This is a genomic window from Exiguobacterium sp. SH1S21 (genome assembly GCF_004337175.1).
Lineage (GTDB): Bacteria > Bacillota > Bacilli > Exiguobacteriales > Exiguobacteriaceae > Exiguobacterium > Exiguobacterium aurantiacum_A.
The window spans coordinates 62,392-80,778 of the sequence record NZ_SJUY01000002.1 but is presented as its reverse complement, the minus strand read 5'-3'; the positions used below and the strand labels follow the sequence as shown (position 1 = coordinate 80,778).

Here is an 18,387-nt window from a genome sequence, read left to right as displayed (position 1 = left end):
TGATTCATGAAAGGGATCGAACAATTCCGTAACCAGCTCCACTACTCGGTCTATCCGACCGATAAATTCAAAACGACGACGTGCCTCGTCTCGTTCGCGGCGCCGTTGTCTGCAGAGACGATTGCCGACCGGGCGCTATTGCCGTACGTCATGGAAAAAGCGACGGCGGCGTATCCGTCGATTGAACTGTTTCACACACCGCTCGAACAATTATATGATGCCAGCCTATTCGCCGGTGCGTCAAAAGTCGGGAAAGAGCATGTCATCCAGTTCCAACTGGAAGTCGTGAACGACCGGCTCGTCGGGGAACCGGTCCTGTCTCAGGCGATCAAGCTATTAGAAGAAGTATTGCTCCGCCCGAACGTTTTCGACGGCGCGTTCCAACCGCTCATCGTCGAACAAGAATCCCGTTTGCAGCGTCAACGTATCGAGTCGGTATACGATGATAAAATGCGCTTCGCCCAGCAGCGATTGCAAGAACTGCTCGGCGGAGAACTCGCGATCCCGTCGCTCGGGACACTCGAACAACTTGACCAGGTGACGCCGCGATCGCTCTATGAGGCGTACACGTCCATGATCAAGCACGACCGCATCGACGTCTACGTCGTCGGGGACGTCACGCGTGACCAAGTGACCGAGGCGTTTTTGCCACTCGAGACGCTCGGCTCGCCGCTCGTCCGAGAGTATCCTGAACCGGTCGACCGAGAGTTTCAACGACTTGAGGAACAGCAGGACGTGAAGCAGAGTAAACTTCACCTCGCCTACGAGGCCAACGTTGACCCGCGCAGCGAGGACGCGATCAAGATGCAAGTCGTCAACGGTTTGTTCGGTGGGTTCCCACACTCGAAACTGTTCATGAACGTCCGTGAAAAGGAGAGCTTGGCGTACTATGCGGCGTCGCAATACAGTTCACTCAGCCGAATGCTGTTCGTCTACGCCGGGATCGATGCCTTGAACCAAGCGAAAACAGAACAAATCATTGCCGACCAACTTGCCGACCTGCAAGCAGGAGAGTTCGATGACATGACGCTTGAGCAGACGAAAGAGATGTTGTTCCATCAACGGCGCCAGCTCGGTGACAGTCCGCGTCAACTGATCGCCTGGATGAGTGGCTCGGACATCCGTCCGTTCTCACTCGAAGAAGAGATGGCCATCCTTGCCCGGACCACGCGAGAAGACGTGGCCGCGCTCTCGAGTCAAATCAAACTGAAGGCGATTTATTGTTTAAAGGGGGGGACAGCATGAAACTAGATTTTCCAAACGTCGGTGAGACGATTCATCACGTCGTTCTCGATAACGGGCTGACGGTCTACTTGCTGAAGAAAGCTGGATATGAAAAGACGTACGCCACATTCACGACAAAATACGGTTCGATCGACCGCCGCTTCAAAACGGACGACTGGATCGAAGTACCCGACGGGATCGCCCATTTCCTTGAACATAAAATGTTCGAAAAAGAGGACGGCGATGTGTTCCAGAAGTTCGGACAGCTCGGGGCGTCGGCGAACGCTTTCACATCATTCACCCGGACCGCTTATTTGTTCGGTGCCACGTCAAACGTCGAGGCAAACTTAAAGACGTTGATTGATTTCGTCCAAGATCCGTACTTTACGGAGGCTTCGGTCGAGAAAGAGAAAGGCATCATTGGCCAGGAGATTCAAATGTATCAAGACAACGCAGGGTGGCGTCTTTATTTCGGTTTGATCGAGGCGATGTATGAAGCGCATCCGGTCAAAATCGATATCGCCGGAACAATCGAGTCGATCAGCGCGATCACGGCCGCTGACCTTTATGCGTGTCATCAAGCGTTCTATCATCCGAGTAACATGACGCTGTTCGTCGTCGGCAACATCGACCCTGACATCGTGCTCGAACAGATCCGTTCGAATCAGGCCGCGAAAACGTTCGAACCGCCTGTACTCACTGAACGCGAACACGTGCAAGAGCCGAGAACGGTCCGCTTAGCCACGCGTGTCATCGAGATGGACGTATCAGTCCCGAAAGTCATGATCGGCTACAAGGACACGCCACGCGCCGGGGAAGACGGGATGAAACAAGAACTAGCCGTCGAACTGCTCATGCACGCCTTGTTTGACACGACGGCGCCGCTCTATGCAGAGCTTTACGCCGAAGGGTTGATCGATGATGCCTTCTCGTTCGACTATACGTCGGAAGAATCGTTCGCCTTCGCCGTGTTGTCGATGGAGACACCGCATGTCGATGCGTTCGTCGCCCGCATCACCGAGGTGCTCGAGCGTCCGCTCGACATCGGAAATGAGACACTCGACCGTAAGAAGCGGATGATGAAAGGGCAGTTTTTGAAGGCGCTCAACTCACCCGAGTTCATCGCCAATCAGTTTTCACGCTACGCGCTAACGGGCGGGAACATGTTCGATTTGCCTGAGCTGCTAGACGCGGTCACGCTTGAAGAGCTATACGACACGTATGACCGATTGTTCAAACCGGATCAACGGACCGTCTGTGTCGTCAAAAAACCATGACGACACTCATCACCGGGGCGAGTGGGGCGATCGGTCGTGCCGTCGCCCTTTCCTTTCGCGATGATGAGCTCATCTTACATGCGTACGCGAACACGGAAGCGCTCGAAGCGTTCGTGAAGACAGAGGGTTTGTCAGGACAAGTCGTCACGTGCGACCTCGGCGACGACCAGGCGCTAGACGCCTGGCTCGCTACGGTCGGCGCGGTCGATCGGATTATTCACGTCGCCGGGAACCATGCCTACGGGCTGCTCGTCGACGCGGACATCACTGAACTCGATCGTCTCTATCGTGTTCATGTGCGCGCGATGGTTCGACTCGTTCAACACGTCGTCGGACAAAAAGCTTACGATCGCCCGCTCGACATCGTCATCGTCTCGAGCGTCTGGGGGGAAGTCGGAGCGGCAGGAGAAGTGATGTACTCGACCGTCAAAGCGGCCCAGCTCGGCTTCGTCAAAGCGTTCGCGCGCGAGGCCGGTCCGTTCAATGTTCGTATCAATGCCGTCACGCCGGGGTGGATTGAGACGCCGATGAATGATACGGTAGAAGAGACGAAACAAGACGTTCGAGATGAGATTCCGCTCGGCCGTCTCGGTCATGTTACAGAAGTTGCCGAGACGATCCGTTTTCTCTGTTCACCGTCCGCGTCCTACGTGACCGGCACGGTGTTACGGGTCGATGGCGGTTGGCAGTGAAAACTTTGTCGCCTCGGTTGAAACGAGTTCTTTTCAATTCTTCTAAAATAATTTAGAATGAACAAGGTAGCGAGCCTACATTCGGAAAGGGTGGACGAGATGGATCATAAGTTCGAAGAATGGTATCTCGAATATGAACTTTGCCAAAATCGCCCCGGTATCCTCGGCGATATCGCCTCGCTGATGGGGATGCTCCAAATCTCGATCGTGACCATCAACGGGGTCGATCTTCAACGTCGTGGGATGTTGCTCAAGGCACCGGCCGCCGATCACGTCCATCGGCTCGAGCATATTTTGCGGAAGATGGAAGCGATCGTCGTCATCAAACTCCGCCGCCCGAAACTGAGGGACCGGATTGCGATCCGTCACGGCCGCTATATCGAACACGACAACGACGACAAAAAGACGTTTCGCTTCGTGCGTGGAGATTTGGGAGTACTCGTCGATTTTGTCGCTGAACTGATGAAAGAAGAACGACATCTGTTGATCGGTGTCCGGGGCAACCCGCGCGTCGGCAAAACGGAGTCGATCGTCGCGGCGAGCGTCTGCGCAAACAAGCGTTGGCTGTTTCTCTCGTCGACGCTCATGAAACAGACGGTCCGGACGTCACTGTTTGAAGAAGAACGAGAAGGCGATCACGTCTACATAATCGACGGCGCCGTTTCGACGCGGACGATGGACGAACGTCATCGTCAGTTGATCCGGGAAGTCATGCGTCTGCCTGCCGTCAAAGTGATCGAGCATCCCGATCTTTACGTCCGCAATACCGATTGCGTGTTTGAGGACTTTGACTATATTATCGAACTGCGAAACAACCAAGATGAAATCATCATCATTCCGCAAGAAACGAATCGTGAAGCAGAATGGTTTGAATAATTAATTGAATGGAAGGTGTGGACCCCTTTGACAGAACTAGGGACTTTTTTGAAACAAAGGCGTGAGGCGAGCGGTCTGACGCTTGACCAAATTCAGCAGACGACGAAGATTCAAAAGCGCTATATCATCGCGATCGAGGAAGGTGATTATAAAAATCTCCCTGGTTCGTTTTATGCACGGGCGTTCATCAAAACGTATGCGGAATCGCTCGGGCTTGATGTCGATGAGCTTTACGAGACATATGCAAAAGATTTACCGAAAATCGAACCGCAACCGACCGCTCAATTATCACGTAAGCAAACTTATTCAAAAGCTTCCGAGACGTCGAGCCGCGTCTCAAGATGGGTGCCGAAAATCATGCTCGTGCTTGTCGCGTTCTTGCTCGTGACAGCGGTCTACTACGTCGTTAGAAATCTCGATTTTGGAGGCGGACAGGACGCGACACCGGCTGAACCACCGGCTTCAGGCGTGACGATCAACCAAAATGAAGACGTTCCTGAAGAAGAGCCGACGGAAGAAGCACCGGTCGAAGAAACACCGGCCGAGGAAGAGCCGGCAGAAGAAACCGGACCGATTGCGGTGAAGGAAACGAACGGGGCCGATCTCACGTATGAGATCGCAACAGCTGACAAGCTGACGACCGAGATTCACGTCAAAGAATCACCGGCGACTTATGTCGGCGTTCGCGATACATCGCTTGAAGGAGCGTTCCTTGCACCGGAATATCCGAACCAATCGAAACAAAACCCGATCGTCATCGAAGGTGCCGAAACGGATACGCTTCGGATTCGCATCGGTTTGATTGGTGGCGTCGAGAAGATTGTCGTCAACGGCCGTGAGCTTGAGCTTGCTGATTCTCCGGTCACACAAAATATATTTGTGAAGAGAGTCGACGCTGAATAAGTCGACCTCTTCTAGAGGAGGAGTTCTCGATGAACCTACCTAACCGCCTGACGATGTTGCGGGTTTTGCTCATCCCCGTATTCGTCGTCTTGCTCGCTGTAGATTTTAACTGGGGAGACATCGCTTTCCTCGGAGCGGAAGTACCGCTCCATCAATTCATCGCCGCGGTCGTGTTTACGATCGCAGCGATTACGGATTGGCTTGACGGGCACTTGGCCCGTAAGCACAACTTGGTCACGAACTTCGGCAAGTTCATGGATCCGCTCGCTGACAAGTTACTCGTCACGGCGGCGCTCGTCTTGCTCGTCGAGATGGATCTCGTCGCGGCATGGGTCGTCGTCGTCATCTTGTCACGTGAGTTCGCGGTGACGGGGCTTCGTCTCGTCGCGGCTGATGAAGGAATCGTCGTGGCGGCCGGTAAGTCGGGTAAAGCGAAGACATGGGTCCAGCTCTTTGCCATCATCTTCTTATTGTTCGGCAACCCGATTTTCAACTATATCGGCATCCCGTTCGGAGAGTGGGCGATGTGGCTCGCACTCGTCTTGACGATTTATTCTGGGGCCGAGTATTTCGCACAAAACTATAAGATCATTGTAAAATCGATGTAAATCGACGACAGGCGAGTTGTGGGAGCAACTCGTCTTTTTTTTGAATCAAAGGAGGAACTTCGATGAAACGGACGGAAATCATTGCGGTAGGTTCTGAACTACTCTTAGGGGAAATCTCGAACACGAACGCCCGTTACTTATCAGAGCAGTTGTCGAAATATGGGCTGTCCGTGCTGTATCATGTAGTGGTCGGGGATAACTTCGATCGCTTGAGAGAAACGTTCGAGCAAGCGAAGCGGCGGAGCGAACTCGTGATCGTCACCGGGGGACTCGGTCCGACGAATGATGACATCACGAAACAAGTGCTCGCTGACTTGCTCGGCCGTCCGCTCGTTCGGGACGAAGCGTCTTTAGACACGATCCGACGCTTTGTCGCCTCGCGGGGACGAGCCATGAACGACGGGGACGCCAGACAAGCGGATGTTTTATCAGGAGCTGAAGTGCTCCACAATCCGGTCGGTCTCGCTCCCGGCATGTGGGTCGAGGACGAGACGACGTGGCTGCTCTTACCCGGGGTGCCACGCGAAATGGCAGCGATTGTCGAAGCGACGTTTCCGAGCAAGTTTTCGGGTGCGACGATCGTTTCTGAATCACTACGTTTTTATGAGATCGGTGAGTCGGCTCTTGACGAGGCGGTATCCGATCTAATGGACGGGGTGAACCCGACAGTCGCCCCGTACGCGGAATCAGGGGAAGCGCGACTGCGTGTCAGCGCGAAAGCGGAGACCGAGGACGCGGCCCGCCAGATGATCGACCGCGTCAAACGAGACATTCTGTCCCGTGTCGGCGCCTATTATTTCGGTTCGGACGAGGATACGCTGGCTACGCATTTGATTCGCGAGCTAAGACGGCGCCACGCGACGCTATCGATCTCCGAATCGCTGACCGGGGGACAAGTCCAAGCGATGCTGACGGCGGTCCCAGGGGCGTCAGAAGTCTTTCTAGGAGGCGTCGTCACGTACTCGGACAAGCTAAAAAATAGGTTTTTAGGGGTGTCCCTTGCTACAATTGAGTCACAGTCGGTCGTCTCAAAACAAGTTGCTTTAGAAATGATCCAAGGGCTCGTTGATCAGACGAATTCGGATTACGGACTGTCCTTTACCGGTGAGGCCGGACCCGTCTCCAATTCGGGTCGACCGGTCGGCACCGTGTTCATCGGGGTGAAGACGCCGTCAGGCATGGAAGTAATCGAACGCGTCTATCCGCACCAACAGCGGAACGTCATCCAGGCACGGGCGGCCAAGGACGGGTTATGGGCATTGTGGCAACGAATGAAAAAAGGCGAATAAACGTTCGTAAAATCCTTGTGTAAAAGGTTGGGTTCGTTTATAATAAAGATACAAATCAAAGGAGGCTCATTAATCTATGAGTGATCGTAAACAAGCGTTAGAAATGGCATTACGCCAAATTGAGAAACAATTCGGTAAAGGCTCAATCATGCGCCTCGGTGAAAATACAGATCAACAAGTATCCGTCACTCCGTCAGGATCAATCGCCCTCGACATCGCGCTCGGCGCAGGCGGCTATCCACGTGGTCGTGTCATCGAAGTGTACGGACCGGAATCTTCAGGTAAGACGACAGTGGCGCTCCATGCGATCGCTGAAGTCCAAAAACGCGGTGGCCAAGCAGCGTTCGTCGATGCGGAGCACGCGCTCGATCCGAAGTACGCGCACAACCTCGGTGTCAACATCGATGAACTTCTCTTGTCACAGCCGGACACAGGGGAGCAAGCGCTCGAAATCGCAGAAGCGCTCGTTCGTTCTGGTGCCGTCGACATCCTCGTCGTCGACTCGGTAGCGGCACTCGTACCAAAAGCTGAAATCGAAGGTGAGATGGGTGACTCACACATGGGACTTCAAGCTCGTCTCATGAGCCAAGCGCTCCGTAAGTTGTCGGGTGCGACGAACAAATCGAAGACGATCGTCATCTTCATCAACCAGATTCGTGAAAAAATCGGTGTCATGTTCGGGAACCCGGAAACAACTCCAGGTGGACGTGCCTTGAAATTCTATTCGTCGGTTCGTTTAGAAGTCCGTCGTGCAGAGACGTTGAAGCAAGGCCAAGAAATGGTCGGTAACCGGACGAAGATCAAAGTCGTCAAGAACAAGGTCGCCCCACCATTTAAAACAGCTGAAGTCGATATCATGTACGGTCTAGGGATCTCACGTGAAGGTGAACTCATCGATATCGGTGCCGATCTTGATATCGTTCAAAAAAGCGGTGCTTGGTATTCGTATAACGAAGAACGCGTTGGACAAGGTCGTGAAAATGCGAAGCAGTTCATGAAAGAAAATCCACAAATCGCCGCAGCAATCGAACAACAAATTCGTGATCACTACGGTCTCAACGGTGAGAAGACGGTCACGGTCGAAGCCGACAGTGATGAAGTGCTCTCACTCATCGAAGAAGATTAAGCAAGCGACCCGCCGGATGCGTCCGAGCGGGTTTTTTGTATATCACAATATTTTTTAAGGAATTGGGAGTTCTATCCTGTCCTTGCATTGCATTCTAACAAGTAAATAAGTACAATAAAGCTATGCGCGGGTCCACCCGTGTCATTCAATCTTAAAAAAATAAAATAACCTTGCGAAAGGGAGGTGAACATGATGGAATGGCTAAATTGGCTTATTCTGATCCTCCTTTTGCCGATAGCTTTTGTTGCAGGTTTTTTTGTGCGTAAATCGATCGCCGAAGCGAAGATTCAAGGTGCTGAGACGGAAGCGACCAAGATTGTGGAGCAAGCGAAACAACAATCGGAAGCGATGCAAAAAGAGGCACGGCTTGAAGTAAAAGAAGAGATGATTCAACTTCGCAATGAGACGGAACAAGAGTTACGCGAACGTCGCGAAGAGCAGAAAGTGAAAGAGAATCGCTTTGTTCAAAAAGAAGAGCTTCTTGACCGGAAGGCAGACATGCTCGAACGGAAAGAAGATGCTTTGGATGAACGCGAGGCAGGCATTGCGAAACGGAAACGTGAAGCAGAGACGCTCGAAAGCAAAGTGGAGGAATTATACGAGGAAGCCCGTCAAGAACTTGTACGCGTGGCGGCCTTGTCAAAAGAAGAAGCACGAACCATCATCATGGACGAAGCGAAGCAGGAAGCGCTTCACGATGCTGCTCTCCTTCAAAAAGACATCGAGCAAAAAGCAAAACTTGAAGCTGATAAAAAAGCGAAACACTTGTTGTCTCTCACGATGCAACGTTATGCGGCTGAACATGTCGCTGAGACGACGGTATCTGTCGTCAACTTGCCGAGTGACGAGATGAAAGGGCGCATCATCGGTCGTGAAGGACGTAACATCCGCACGCTCGAGACGCTCACTGGGATCGATCTCATCATCGATGACACGCCTGAAGCGGTCATCTTGTCCGGATTTGACCCGGTCCGTCGTGAGATCGCCAAGATGACGCTAGAAAAACTCGTTCAAGACGGACGGATCCATCCGGCCCGGATCGAAGAGATGGTCGAGAAGTCACGCCGCGAAGTCGATGAGCGCATCCGTGAATACGGTGAAGAAGCGACGTTCGAGGCTGGTATCCACGGGGTACATCCTGACCTTATTAAAACACTCGGACGCATGCGTTACCGGACGAGTTACGGTCAAAACGTACTCGCCCATTCGGTCGAAGTGGCCCACCTCGCCGGCATGATGGCCGCCGAGCTCGGGGAAGACGTGACGCTCGCCAAGCGAGCGGGACTCCTCCACGATATCGGGAAAGCAATCGACCATGAAGTCGAGGGCAGCCACGTCGAGATCGGCGTTGAGCTGGCCACGAAGTATAAAGAACATCCGGTCGTCATCAACTCGATCGCCTCGCACCATGGAGACGTCGAAGCGACATCGACAATCGCTGTTCTCGTCGCAGCGGCAGACGCGCTGTCTGCGGCACGACCGGGCGCTCGTCAAGAGACGCTCGAGAGTTACATTCGCCGCTTAGAACGCCTCGAGTCAATTTGTGAGTCGTTCGAAGGTGTCGAGAAATCATATGCGATCCAAGCAGGACGCGAAGTCCGCATCATCGTCCGCCCAGATGTCGTCGACGACGTCGTGGCGAACAAGATGGCGCGCGATATTTGCAAACGGATCGAAGATGAACTGGATTATCCAGGACAAATTAAAGTGACGGTCATTCGTGAAACGCGTGCCGTCGATTATGCGAAGTAAAAAGCGGAGACATTCTCCGCTTTTTCTGTTTTGAAGGAGGAAATAGTTATGAAGATTTTATTTATCGGTGACGTCGTCGGGAAACCGGGTCGTGACATCTTGGCAGCACAAATCGGGCGCTTGAAAAGCAAATATAGTCCGACGTTCATGCTCGTCAACGGTGAGAACGCAGCCAACGGACGCGGTATCACAAAAAAAATATACCAACAATTTCTCGAACTTGGATTCCATGGCGTGACGATGGGGAACCATACTTGGGACAACCGTGAAATCTTTGATTGGATCGACGACGCCGAGCGTATCGTCCGTCCGGCCAACTATCCGGACGGCACACCGGGTGTCGGCATGATGGTACTCAAGCAGAACGGGAAGAAGCTTGCCGTCATCAACGTCATGGGGACGGTGTTCTTGCCGTCGCTCGATTGTCCGTTCCGCAAAGTCGACGCCCTCGTCGATGAGGTTCGGGACGATGTCGATGCCATCTTCGTCGACATGCACGCCGAGGCGACGAGTGAGAAGATCGCGATGGGGTATCACCTAGACGGCCGTGTCCAAGCGGTCGTCGGGACGCACACCCATGTCCAAACCGCTGATGAGCGCGTGCTCAAAAACGGGACGGCGTATATCACTGATGTCGGGATGACCGGTCCGCTCGACGGTGTCCTCGGCATGGACGCGTCTGTCGTGTTGAAAAAGTTTGTAACACAACTCCCGGTCCGGTTTGAAGTTGCCGAGGGACGGGAACAACTTAATGGAGTTTTAATCACGATCGACGACCAGTCGAAACGAGCGACCAAGATCGAACGCATACACCTAGATGATCAGACCGTCTGGTTTGATTGAACAACCTACCCGAGGGGGAAACAAGAATGGACGTACTCAGAGTTTCAGCAAAATCGAATCCCAACTCCGTTGCGGGTGCATTAGCTGGCGTTCTTCGTGAAAAAGGAACGTGTGAGATTCAAGCGATCGGCGCCGGTGCGCTCAATCAATCCATCAAAGCTGTCGCCATCGCCCGCGGTTTCGTCGCGCCGAGCGGTCTTGATTTGATCTGTATTCCAGCGTTTACGGATATTCTAATTGACGGGGAAGAACGAACTGCCATCAAGCTCATCATCGAACCGAGATGAGCTTGTGCGGTCGGGACATAGGTCCTATTCTTGTGAAGAGAAGCCATCGGAGCGGATGGCTTCTCTTTTTTGTTGAAAAATGAGGTTCTATCTTCTCAGTTTCGTCATTTTATGACAAGATGAAAGAGAACGTGAAGTTCGACAAACAGACAAGAGGGGGACGTTTTCGATGGAACAGCTCGTGTCAACGACAGAGAAGGAAGCAACGACACCTGTTATGAAAGCGATTCAAAAACACACGGCCGGATTTGGGGCAAAGCTGGTCGAGGTGCCGATTCCGACACCGGGTGCCGGTGAAGTATTGATCAAAGTGAAGGCGACATCGATTTGCGGGACCGACGTCCATATTTATGAATGGGACGACTGGGCGAAGAGCCGGGTCAAACCGCCTTACGTGTTCGGGCATGAGTTTTCAGGGGAAGTCGTGGCGCTCGGGGAAGGCGCGAAGCGCATCAAAGTCGGTCAGACCGTGTCGGCTGAGACACACATCGTCTGCCATCAGTGTAAACAATGTTTGCGTGGCCAGTATCATATCTGTAAAAATACGAAAATCATCGGGGTCGACACACAAGGCTGTTTCGCCGAGTATGTCGTCATGCCGGAAGAGAACTTATGGGTCAACCCGGAGACGATGCCGTCGAAGCTCGCATCAATCCAAGAGCCGCTCGGGAACGCGGTCCATACCGTGCTCGCAAGTGACGTGACGGCACAAACTGTCGCCATCGTCGGCTGTGGTCCGATCGGTCTCATGGCCGTCGGCGTCGCCAAGGCGGCCGGTGCGAGCCGCGTGTATGCGATTGATATCAATCCGTACCGGCTGAAGCTCGCAGAACAGATGGGGGCGGACGTCGTCATCAACAGCATGGACCAAAATCCGCTCGACCTGATCATGGCTGAGACGGACGGGGACGGGATCGACGTCGTCTGTGAGATGAGCGGGCATCCGGTCGCGATCGACCAGGCGTTCAAGATGGTGACGGCGGGCGGCGACGTCAACGTCTTATCACTTCCGGCACGACCGGTCGCGCTCGATTTGACGCGTGACGTCGTCTTCAAAGGAATAAGGGTCCAAGGCATCACCGGTCGTAAAATGTACGAGACGTGGGGCCAAGTGTCGACAATGCTCGCGTCCGGCCAATTGAACGTCGAACCGATCATCACCCACGTCTTCAAGCTCGAGGAGTTCGAGCAAGGTTTCGAGCTCATGCGGGCCGGGAAATGCGGGAAAGTCGTCTTACTACCATAAACAGGGGGAATCGATATGGCATTTGAACATATTACAGAAGCAGTCAATGAAATGAAACAAGCGGGCACGTTCCGCTCGCTCGTGCCGCTCGAATCGGCGCAAGGGAACGAGGTCATGATCAACGGTAAGTCGCTCGTCCAATTATCGTCGAACAACTACCTCGGACTCGCCAACCACCCACGCTTAAAACAAGCCGCGATCGAAGCGGTCGAAGCGTTCGGGGCCGGGACGGGATCGGTCCGGACGATTGCCGGAACGTTCGAGATGCACGAGGCGTTCGAGCGTGAACTCGCCGAGTTCAAGCATACGGAAGCGGCACTCGTCTTCCAGTCAGGGTTCGCGACGAACCTCGGCGTCTTGTCGGCGCTGCTCGGACCGGAAGACGTCGTCATCAGTGACGCACTCAACCACGCCTCGATCATCGACGGCATCCGTCTGACGAAAGCGGCCCGCCGCATCTACAAGCATACCGACCTTGAAGACTTAGAGGCGGCCTTGAAAGAAACGCAAGACTACCGGACGCGTCTCGTCGTCACGGACGGCGTCTTCTCGATGGACGGCAACATCGCACCGCTCCCGGAGATCGTCGAGCTCGCCGAGAAGTATGATGCGGCGGTCATGGTCGACGATGCGCACGCGTCAGGCGTCCTCGGTCAGAACGGCCGCGGGACGGTCAACCACTTCGGTCTCGACGGACGGGTCGCCCTCCAAGTCGGGACGTTGTCGAAAGCGATCGGCGTCCTCGGTGGCTACGTCGCCTGCTCGAACGACGTCCGTGACTTCTTGATCCAAAAAGGGCGTCCGTTCTTGTTCTCGACGTCACACCCGCCAGCGGTCGTCGCGGCGAACCGTGAGGCGATCCGGGTCATGAAAGAAGAAGAGGAACTGTTCGATAAGTTATGGGCGAACACGGAGTTCTTCAAGACAGGTCTCCGTGACCTCGGCTTTGACATCGGCCACGCGACGACGCCGATCACCCCGGTCATGCTCGGTGAGGAGACGCTCGCGCACACGTTCTCGGACAAGCTGAAAGACCACGGTGTGTTCGCGCAAAGCATCGCCTTCCCGACGGTCGAGAAGGGCAAGGCCCGCATCCGGACGATCGTGACGGCGGAGCATACCCGTGACGACCTCGAACGCGCGCTCGCGGCCTTCAAGGCGGTCGCCGAAGAGTTGAACGTCACGCTTCACGCGTAAGGTTGAGACTGCAGACGATTGTCTGCAGTTTTTTAATTCGTATATGATGCGATTCAGTTTCGGTTATTTCATATACCGCATTAATGTTAAAAAAGTTGAGAAAGTATTTATTCTAACGAATCAAACTATTTCTCCATTAAAAAGCAAGGCTCATGGCCCTGCTCAAAGAATCAACATTCCACGGAACCCTCGGGCTGCATAATAGGAATCAGCGCCGTTATGATAGACAAAGATATGATCATAGCGCCGGTCGCAGAACAAGGCGCCGCCTTTTTGTCGAATCGCCTCCGGAGTTACAATCCAGCTTGACGTCTTCACATCAAACATTCCGAACGTCTGCAGGTGGCGATATGTGGCTTCTTCGAGGATCGAAATCCCGATCTGTTCGGCCATTGCGACAGCACTGCCGGACGGTTTGTTTTTCTTCCGGGCGGCCAACGCCTGATTGTCGTAACAAAGGCTGCGCCGGCCAGTCGGACTTTCGGCTGAACAGTCGCAGAAAACGAGGTCACCGTTTGGAAGTTGAATCACGTCAGGTTCACCACCAGTCCGCTCCATCTCGGCGAGCGAGAAAAGTTTACTATTGTCCGCCTGAAGCTGCGTCAATACGTCGGACCAGGCGATACCAGGATGCCGTTCGGGATGGGTGGTAAATCGTGATTCCAACGTATTCAATAACTCGGTTGTTTCTTCGTGCGAAAGTATGGACATAATCAATCACTCCATTCAACGGTTTCTTTTAGTATAAACCATCGCCTTAGTACCGATGAGAAATCAAGAAAATACACAATGAATAGGCGCCCTCTCTGACCGAGAAGGCGCCTACTTATTATGCAGATTGGACCACGTCGTCCGCCTGATCGATTTGTCGACCGAGCCAGACGAGCGGAACGGTCAAACCTGCGCCAATCAAGTAGACGACCGCAATCGGCAATCCGTCCGCGAGCATACCGAACGTCAGGCTGCCGATGCTGAAGGCGAACGTGTAGGTCGTCTGTTGGACGCTGTAGACGTACGGGAGTTGTGCGGCCGGTGTTGTCTCTTGGAGCGCTGTGTTCGTCTGGATGATGAGGAGCTGGGTGGCGTATCCTTGAATCGCGAGCGCGATGAGTGCGAACACGATGTGAGACGTCAGCCCGAACAACAGGGCGGCCCCTACAGACAAAACGGAGCTGATGGCGAGCGAACTGTTGCGCTTTGCACGGTACAGGTAAGCGCTCGCTATGATCATACTGACCAAGAAGCTCGCGTTCATCGTTCCCCACCAGCTCGTATCGATGTGGAGATGGCGCTCCAAATAGACGAGCAGGAGCGCTGAAATCCAAAGTGTGCTGACGAACGATTCGAACGTGACGAACACCGTGATCAGTCGAGCATAAGGTGCTGTTCGCACGAAGGCGAGGCTGTCCTTTAGGGAAATGTCCGATTCAAGCTCTGTTTCCGTCACATCGTGGTCGAGCGAATGGACGAATTGAAACGTGACGAGCGTTGACAGCGTGAACAAAATCAAAGCGACGGTTAGAGCCACCTCGCTTGAAAACGAAGCGACAAGAATCGTCCCAAGCGGCCACATCGCCAGCTGGATGAACTGGTTCGATCCTTGGACGAGACTGTTTGCTTGTTGGCGATTTGTCGTCAGCCGGGGAATGAACGACGCCTGGACCGGACGGGCGAACCCGTCTAAGAAAGCGATTAGTACGACAAGACCGAGGACGTAGACCGATTCCGTCTGAATCACCGCAAGAAGTAGGATTGTTTTCAGTAATTGCGTGACGAGTAGCGTCTGACCGAGCGTGAACCGAGATAGGACGCGGGCAAAGAACAGACCGCTCACGGTCATGCCGATCGTGACGGCAATCGGGAAACTGGCCGCTGCGAGGGCGGAACCGCTCTGTTGATACAATAAGGCGATCAAGGCGACGATATAGAGCACGTCACCGATGTTGGCCAGCCATTGACTGACCAAGAGCGTGTAAAATGACTTCATCACAAATCTCCTCCAGGACTATTCAATTTTGGATGGGATGGATGAAGCCAGATTACATATTTTCACCGCTTTCAAATTATTTACAGATAGCTTACAATAAATCATCAGTGAACACAATAAATGGGAGATGGATGGGGGGACGGTAACATGTTGGCTTATAACATCGATGAAAAATTACAGCTACGGATGTTCACCTTTGACGACGCGGAGGCGTTGTTCGAACTGACGATGGCATCGAAGCCATATCTTCGGGAGTGGCTCGGGTGGCTCGATTACACGGAGACGGTTGAGGATTCGCGGCAGAACATCGAAGGACGAATCAAAGGATTGATCGAGACGGGTGGGTATCCGAAATCGTTCGCCATCATCTATCAAGGTGACCTCGCTGGCACGATCGGCTTCAACGATATCGATCGTGGCATCAAGTGCGGGACGGTCGGCTATTGGCTCGGCCAAGACTTTCAAGGGCAGGGCATCATGAGCCAAGCACTTGAAACGATCATCGAGTACGGATTTAAGGAACTCCGCTTACATAAGATTGAGATCCGTGTCGCGACCGGGAACGTGAAGAGCCGGGCGCTGCCGGAACGGCTCGGCTTCAAACAAGAAGGCGTGCTTCGAGACGCCGAATGGCTGTACGACCGGTACGTCGACCATGTCGTCTACGGGTTACTAGAAGATGAATGGGCCCATTGATCGACAAAGCAAAACCCGTCCTCGGAAAAGGGCGGGTTTTAGTTCGTCACATTTTCACCGAACAGCTCGGCACCGAACTCGGCATACGCCTGCTCATAACGGCGGAGCGACGACTCTTTATGCATGCACGTCACGTTCATCCGCTCGAGAGAGGTCATGTCGGTCGCATACGTCTTCAAGACATGGGCGTTCCGGAGCATCGACGGGGTGACCGAGCGGGTGACGCCGCTGCGCTCGTTCAACTGCCGCATCATCTTCGTGATCATGACGATCGTCAGCTGTTTCGGCTGGTTTTTGGCGTACACCCAGCGGAACGTCATCCGGGCAAAGTCGAACGAGACGAACACCGGGTCTTCCGAGTACCAGCGCGGGCGCACCGGCGTCGGGATGTCGGCGAGATAGTTCATGAGGAGCGATTGGTCCTCCGGCGTCAGCTTCAGCGTGAACTTGTTACCGAGCCGGTCATAGACGTCGAACTCGTAGCTCGCCAAGTGTAGGTCGTTCATTTTCAGACGGATGATATGATGGACGCGCAAACCGTATTTGTAGAACAGTGTGACGATGAGCGCGTTGCGGTTGACGAGATAGGGATGAGCCTGAAGCTGGTTCTCGCTCAATCCCCGCGGCGACCGGATCGTCCGGACGAGCTTGTCGAACTCGGACTGTAACGCGATTTGGTCGATGGTGAGCGTGTGCGCCGGTTGCGAATAGGCGAGCATCTTTTTGCGGAGCGGGTTCAAAAACTGGGTCAAGCTGTTGATCACGGTGACGATGCGGGCGACCGTCGCCTGTTGGTACTGTTTCTCTTCGATCAAAAAATCGTTGATGAACGTCTTCCATGACTCGAGCGGGACGGCGAGCCATTCCTCGGGGGTGACGAGTTCGACGTTATGGTCGCTGAAGTATTTGTGCACGTCGATCAAGTCGTAGCGATAGCGTTTCAGCGTCGATGGCTGGCGGCCGCTCGCACCGAGATGATATAAATACGTTTCGATATACTCGGGGAGCGAGTACTCTTTTCTGCGTTTCGTCATGGGACGTCCCTCCTTCTCTTCATATCGTACCACAAACGGACGTTCTCCATTCATGGATTCGTGGTAAGATGGAGGATGAGACTTATTAGGAATGAGGGATGTATATGGAACGAGAGAAAGTGATTATCGTCGGGTGTCAGCTACCGACCGTCGACGATTGGACATATGAACAATCGATGGGTGAACTCGTCGAGTTGGTCGACACAGCAAAAGGTGAGGTCGTCGCAAGACTCGACCAGAAACGGCAACAAGTCGACCGCCGGACGTTTATCGGGAAAGGGAAAGTCGAGGAGCTCGCCGTACTCATCGAACAGTTCGAGCCGGATATTGTCATCTTCAACGCTGAGCTGTCACCGGCCCAATCGAAAAATATTCGGATCTCGTTGAACGACCCGGACGAGATGAAATTGATCGACCGGACGCAACTCATCTTGGACATCTTCGCCGGACGGGCCCAGTCGAAGGAAGGGAAGCTCCAAGTCGAGCTCGCCCAGATGAACTACTTGCTCCCACGCCTGATCGGGCAAGGCACACAGTTGTCACGACTCGGAGGCGGGATTGGGACGCGTGGCCCGGGTGAGACGAAACTTGAAAGTGACCGCCGTCACATCAAGCGCCGCATCGATGAGATCAAGAAACAACTCGAAGGCACGGTCGCGCACCGTGACCGCTACCGTGTGCGCCGGAAAGAGAACCGTGTGTTCCAAGTCGCGCTCGTCGGTTACACGAACGCCGGCAAGTCGACCATCTTCAACCGTCTGACCGATGCCGACACGTATGAACAGGATGAACTGTTCGCGACGCTCGACCCGCTCACGCGTGAGCTCGAACTGCCGCGCGGCGGGAAAGTGCTGATCACCGACACGGTCGGGTTCATCCGTGACTTGCCGACGAAACTCGTCGCCGCGTTCCGCTCGACGCTTGAAGAAGTGCTCGGGGCCGACCTCGTGCTTCATGTCATCGACGCGTCGAACCCGCACTACATGAACCAGATCGATACGACCAATTCGGTCTTGTCCGATCTCGGCGCGAGCGAGTTGCCGCAGCTCGAAGTGTACAACAAGAAAGATCGCTTGACGGCTGACTTCGTCGGTGGACCGCTCGTCATCTCGGCGCTCGACTCGGCCGATATCGAGACGCTCATCGGCGCGATCGAGGACAAGATTTCGGACGTGTTGACGAAAGTGCACGTCGTCTTGCCGGTCAGCTCGTTCGAACATTACCATCCGGCCAAAGATTCGATGTACCGGCTCGAGGAGAACTTCCTTGACGACGGCTCGGTCGAACTTGTCGGTTATATGAGAGAAGACACGCGTCTATATGCGACGCTGAAACCATTTGAGGTGTGAA

At 53.9% G+C, this 18,387-nt stretch carries 18 protein-coding genes; 15 read left to right on the top strand and 3 right to left on the bottom strand.

From position 1 onward, the window contains the following. The first annotated feature begins 6 nt into the window (after nucleotides 1–6). The 13 genes from yfmF to EVJ24_RS03785 all read left to right on the top strand — a co-directional run bounded on the left by yfmF (nucleotide 7) and on the right by EVJ24_RS03785 (nucleotide 13,320). A complete protein-coding gene (yfmF, locus tag EVJ24_RS03845) occupies nucleotides 7–1,245 on the top strand; it encodes an EF-P 5-aminopentanol modification-associated protein YfmF (RefSeq protein WP_131439761.1) in 1,239 nt (412 codons plus the stop codon). After that, nucleotides 1,242–2,501: an EF-P 5-aminopentanol modification-associated protein YfmH gene (gene yfmH, locus EVJ24_RS03840; RefSeq protein ID WP_071397656.1), complete on the top strand. Its 1,260-nt coding sequence runs from the start codon at nucleotides 1,242–1,244 to the stop codon at nucleotides 2,499–2,501. Before yfmF ends, yfmH begins: the two co-directional genes overlap by 4 nt. After that, complete coding sequence (ymfI, locus tag EVJ24_RS03835; protein ID WP_131439759.1) at nucleotides 2,498–3,193, top strand: elongation factor P 5-aminopentanone reductase; 696 nt, start codon at nucleotides 2,498–2,500, stop codon at nucleotides 3,191–3,193. Before yfmH ends, ymfI begins: the two co-directional genes overlap by 4 nt. Before the next feature lie 99 nt (nucleotides 3,194–3,292). Continuing rightward, nucleotides 3,293–4,069: a YmfK family protein gene (locus EVJ24_RS03830; protein WP_071397654.1), complete on the top strand. Its 777-nt coding sequence runs from the start codon at nucleotides 3,293–3,295 to the stop codon at nucleotides 4,067–4,069. A gap of 48 nt (nucleotides 4,070–4,117) precedes the next feature. Next, nucleotides 4,118–4,972 carry a helix-turn-helix domain-containing protein gene (locus EVJ24_RS03825; RefSeq protein ID WP_236637544.1) on the top strand — a complete coding sequence of 285 codons (855 nt, stop codon included), beginning with the start codon at nucleotides 4,118–4,120 and terminating at the stop codon, nucleotides 4,970–4,972. A 29-nt stretch (nucleotides 4,973–5,001) separates the two neighbouring features. Then, nucleotides 5,002–5,580: a CDP-diacylglycerol--glycerol-3-phosphate 3-phosphatidyltransferase gene (gene pgsA / locus EVJ24_RS03820; RefSeq protein ID WP_035386389.1), complete on the top strand. Its 579-nt coding sequence runs from the start codon at nucleotides 5,002–5,004 to the stop codon at nucleotides 5,578–5,580. A gap of 62 nt (nucleotides 5,581–5,642) precedes the next feature. Further along, entirely contained in the window at nucleotides 5,643–6,869 is a 1,227-nt protein-coding gene (locus EVJ24_RS03815; RefSeq protein WP_131439755.1) for a competence/damage-inducible protein A, read from the top strand. Between the two features lie 76 nt (nucleotides 6,870–6,945). After that, nucleotides 6,946–7,995, top strand: coding sequence for a recombinase RecA (gene recA / locus EVJ24_RS03810; protein ID WP_070327130.1), 1,050 nt, complete (start codon nucleotides 6,946–6,948; stop codon nucleotides 7,993–7,995). A 189-nt stretch (nucleotides 7,996–8,184) separates the two neighbouring features. Continuing rightward, complete coding sequence (rny, locus tag EVJ24_RS03805; protein ID WP_370246299.1) at nucleotides 8,185–9,747, top strand: ribonuclease Y; 1,563 nt, start codon at nucleotides 8,185–8,187, stop codon at nucleotides 9,745–9,747. 48 nt (nucleotides 9,748–9,795) lie between these two features. Further along, entirely contained in the window at nucleotides 9,796–10,590 is a 795-nt protein-coding gene (locus EVJ24_RS03800; RefSeq protein ID WP_035386387.1) for a TIGR00282 family metallophosphoesterase, read from the top strand. Between the two features lie 26 nt (nucleotides 10,591–10,616). Further along, nucleotides 10,617–10,877, top strand: coding sequence for a stage V sporulation protein S (locus EVJ24_RS03795; RefSeq protein WP_016509762.1), 261 nt, complete (start codon nucleotides 10,617–10,619; stop codon nucleotides 10,875–10,877). 169 nt (nucleotides 10,878–11,046) lie between these two features. After that, a complete protein-coding gene (gene tdh, locus EVJ24_RS03790) occupies nucleotides 11,047–12,123 on the top strand; it encodes an L-threonine 3-dehydrogenase (RefSeq protein ID WP_131439753.1) in 1,077 nt (358 codons plus the stop codon). Nucleotides 12,124–12,138: 15 nt separating this feature from the next. Continuing rightward, the gene (locus EVJ24_RS03785) at nucleotides 12,139–13,320 is read left to right on the top strand and encodes a glycine C-acetyltransferase (RefSeq protein WP_131439751.1); all 1,182 of its coding nucleotides are present in this window, start codon (nucleotides 12,139–12,141) and stop codon (nucleotides 13,318–13,320) included. A 162-nt stretch (nucleotides 13,321–13,482) separates the two neighbouring features. Here the strand turns inward: EVJ24_RS03785 and EVJ24_RS03780 are convergent, their stop codons facing one another. Further along, the gene (locus EVJ24_RS03780; RefSeq protein WP_131439749.1) at nucleotides 13,483–14,031 is read right to left on the bottom strand and encodes a DUF4256 domain-containing protein; all 549 of its coding nucleotides are present in this window, start codon (nucleotides 14,029–14,031) and stop codon (nucleotides 13,483–13,485) included. A 118-nt stretch (nucleotides 14,032–14,149) separates the two neighbouring features. After that, entirely contained in the window at nucleotides 14,150–15,307 is a 1,158-nt protein-coding gene (locus EVJ24_RS03775) for an MFS transporter (protein ID WP_131439747.1), read from the bottom strand. 147 nt (nucleotides 15,308–15,454) lie between these two features. On the opposite strand from EVJ24_RS03775, the gene EVJ24_RS03770 reads away from it, so the two are divergent. Beyond that, a complete protein-coding gene (locus EVJ24_RS03770) occupies nucleotides 15,455–16,003 on the top strand; it encodes a GNAT family N-acetyltransferase (protein WP_131439745.1) in 549 nt (182 codons plus the stop codon). 38 nt (nucleotides 16,004–16,041) lie between these two features. Here the strand turns inward: EVJ24_RS03770 and EVJ24_RS03765 are convergent, their stop codons facing one another. Beyond that, nucleotides 16,042–17,037 (bottom strand): tyrosine-type recombinase/integrase, encoded by a 996-nt coding sequence (locus EVJ24_RS03765; protein ID WP_070327139.1) that lies wholly within the window; start codon nucleotides 17,035–17,037, stop codon nucleotides 16,042–16,044. Nucleotides 17,038–17,141: 104 nt separating this feature from the next. Between EVJ24_RS03765 and hflX the strand changes: the two genes are divergently transcribed. Beyond that, a complete protein-coding gene (hflX, locus tag EVJ24_RS03760; protein ID WP_070327140.1) occupies nucleotides 17,142–18,386 on the top strand; it encodes a GTPase HflX in 1,245 nt (414 codons plus the stop codon). Nucleotide 18,387: the final 1 nt, after the last annotated feature.

Excerpts from the sequence above, each read along its gene's own strand:
- EVJ24_RS03775 (WP_131439747.1), bottom strand. The coding sequence starts at position 15,307 with ATGAAGTCATTTTACACGCTCTTGGTCAGTCAATGGCTGGCCAACATC.
- yfmF (WP_131439761.1), top strand. The coding sequence starts at position 7 with ATGAAAGGGATCGAACAATTCCGTAACCAGCTCCACTACTCGGTCTAT.
- hflX (WP_070327140.1), top strand. The coding sequence starts at position 17,142 with ATGGAACGAGAGAAAGTGATTATCGTCGGGTGTCAGCTACCGACCGTC.
- EVJ24_RS03770 (WP_131439745.1), top strand. The coding sequence starts at position 15,455 with ATGTTGGCTTATAACATCGATGAAAAATTACAGCTACGGATGTTCACC.
- rny (WP_370246299.1), top strand. The coding sequence starts at position 8,185 with ATGATGGAATGGCTAAATTGGCTTATTCTGATCCTCCTTTTGCCGATA.
- EVJ24_RS03795 (WP_016509762.1), top strand. The coding sequence starts at position 10,617 with ATGGACGTACTCAGAGTTTCAGCAAAATCGAATCCCAACTCCGTTGCG.
- EVJ24_RS03785 (WP_131439751.1), top strand. The coding sequence starts at position 12,139 with ATGGCATTTGAACATATTACAGAAGCAGTCAATGAAATGAAACAAGCG.
- EVJ24_RS03800 (WP_035386387.1), top strand. The coding sequence starts at position 9,796 with ATGAAGATTTTATTTATCGGTGACGTCGTCGGGAAACCGGGTCGTGAC.
- pgsA (WP_035386389.1), top strand. The coding sequence starts at position 5,002 with ATGAACCTACCTAACCGCCTGACGATGTTGCGGGTTTTGCTCATCCCC.
- recA (WP_070327130.1), top strand. The coding sequence starts at position 6,946 with ATGAGTGATCGTAAACAAGCGTTAGAAATGGCATTACGCCAAATTGAG.
- EVJ24_RS03815 (WP_131439755.1), top strand. The coding sequence starts at position 5,643 with ATGAAACGGACGGAAATCATTGCGGTAGGTTCTGAACTACTCTTAGGG.
- ymfI (WP_131439759.1), top strand. The coding sequence starts at position 2,498 with ATGACGACACTCATCACCGGGGCGAGTGGGGCGATCGGTCGTGCCGTC.
- EVJ24_RS03830 (WP_071397654.1), top strand. The coding sequence starts at position 3,293 with ATGGATCATAAGTTCGAAGAATGGTATCTCGAATATGAACTTTGCCAA.
- EVJ24_RS03765 (WP_070327139.1), bottom strand. The coding sequence starts at position 17,037 with ATGACGAAACGCAGAAAAGAGTACTCGCTCCCCGAGTATATCGAAACG.
- yfmH (WP_071397656.1), top strand. The coding sequence starts at position 1,242 with ATGAAACTAGATTTTCCAAACGTCGGTGAGACGATTCATCACGTCGTT.
- EVJ24_RS03780 (WP_131439749.1), bottom strand. The coding sequence starts at position 14,031 with ATGTCCATACTTTCGCACGAAGAAACAACCGAGTTATTGAATACGTTG.
- tdh (WP_131439753.1), top strand. The coding sequence starts at position 11,047 with ATGGAACAGCTCGTGTCAACGACAGAGAAGGAAGCAACGACACCTGTT.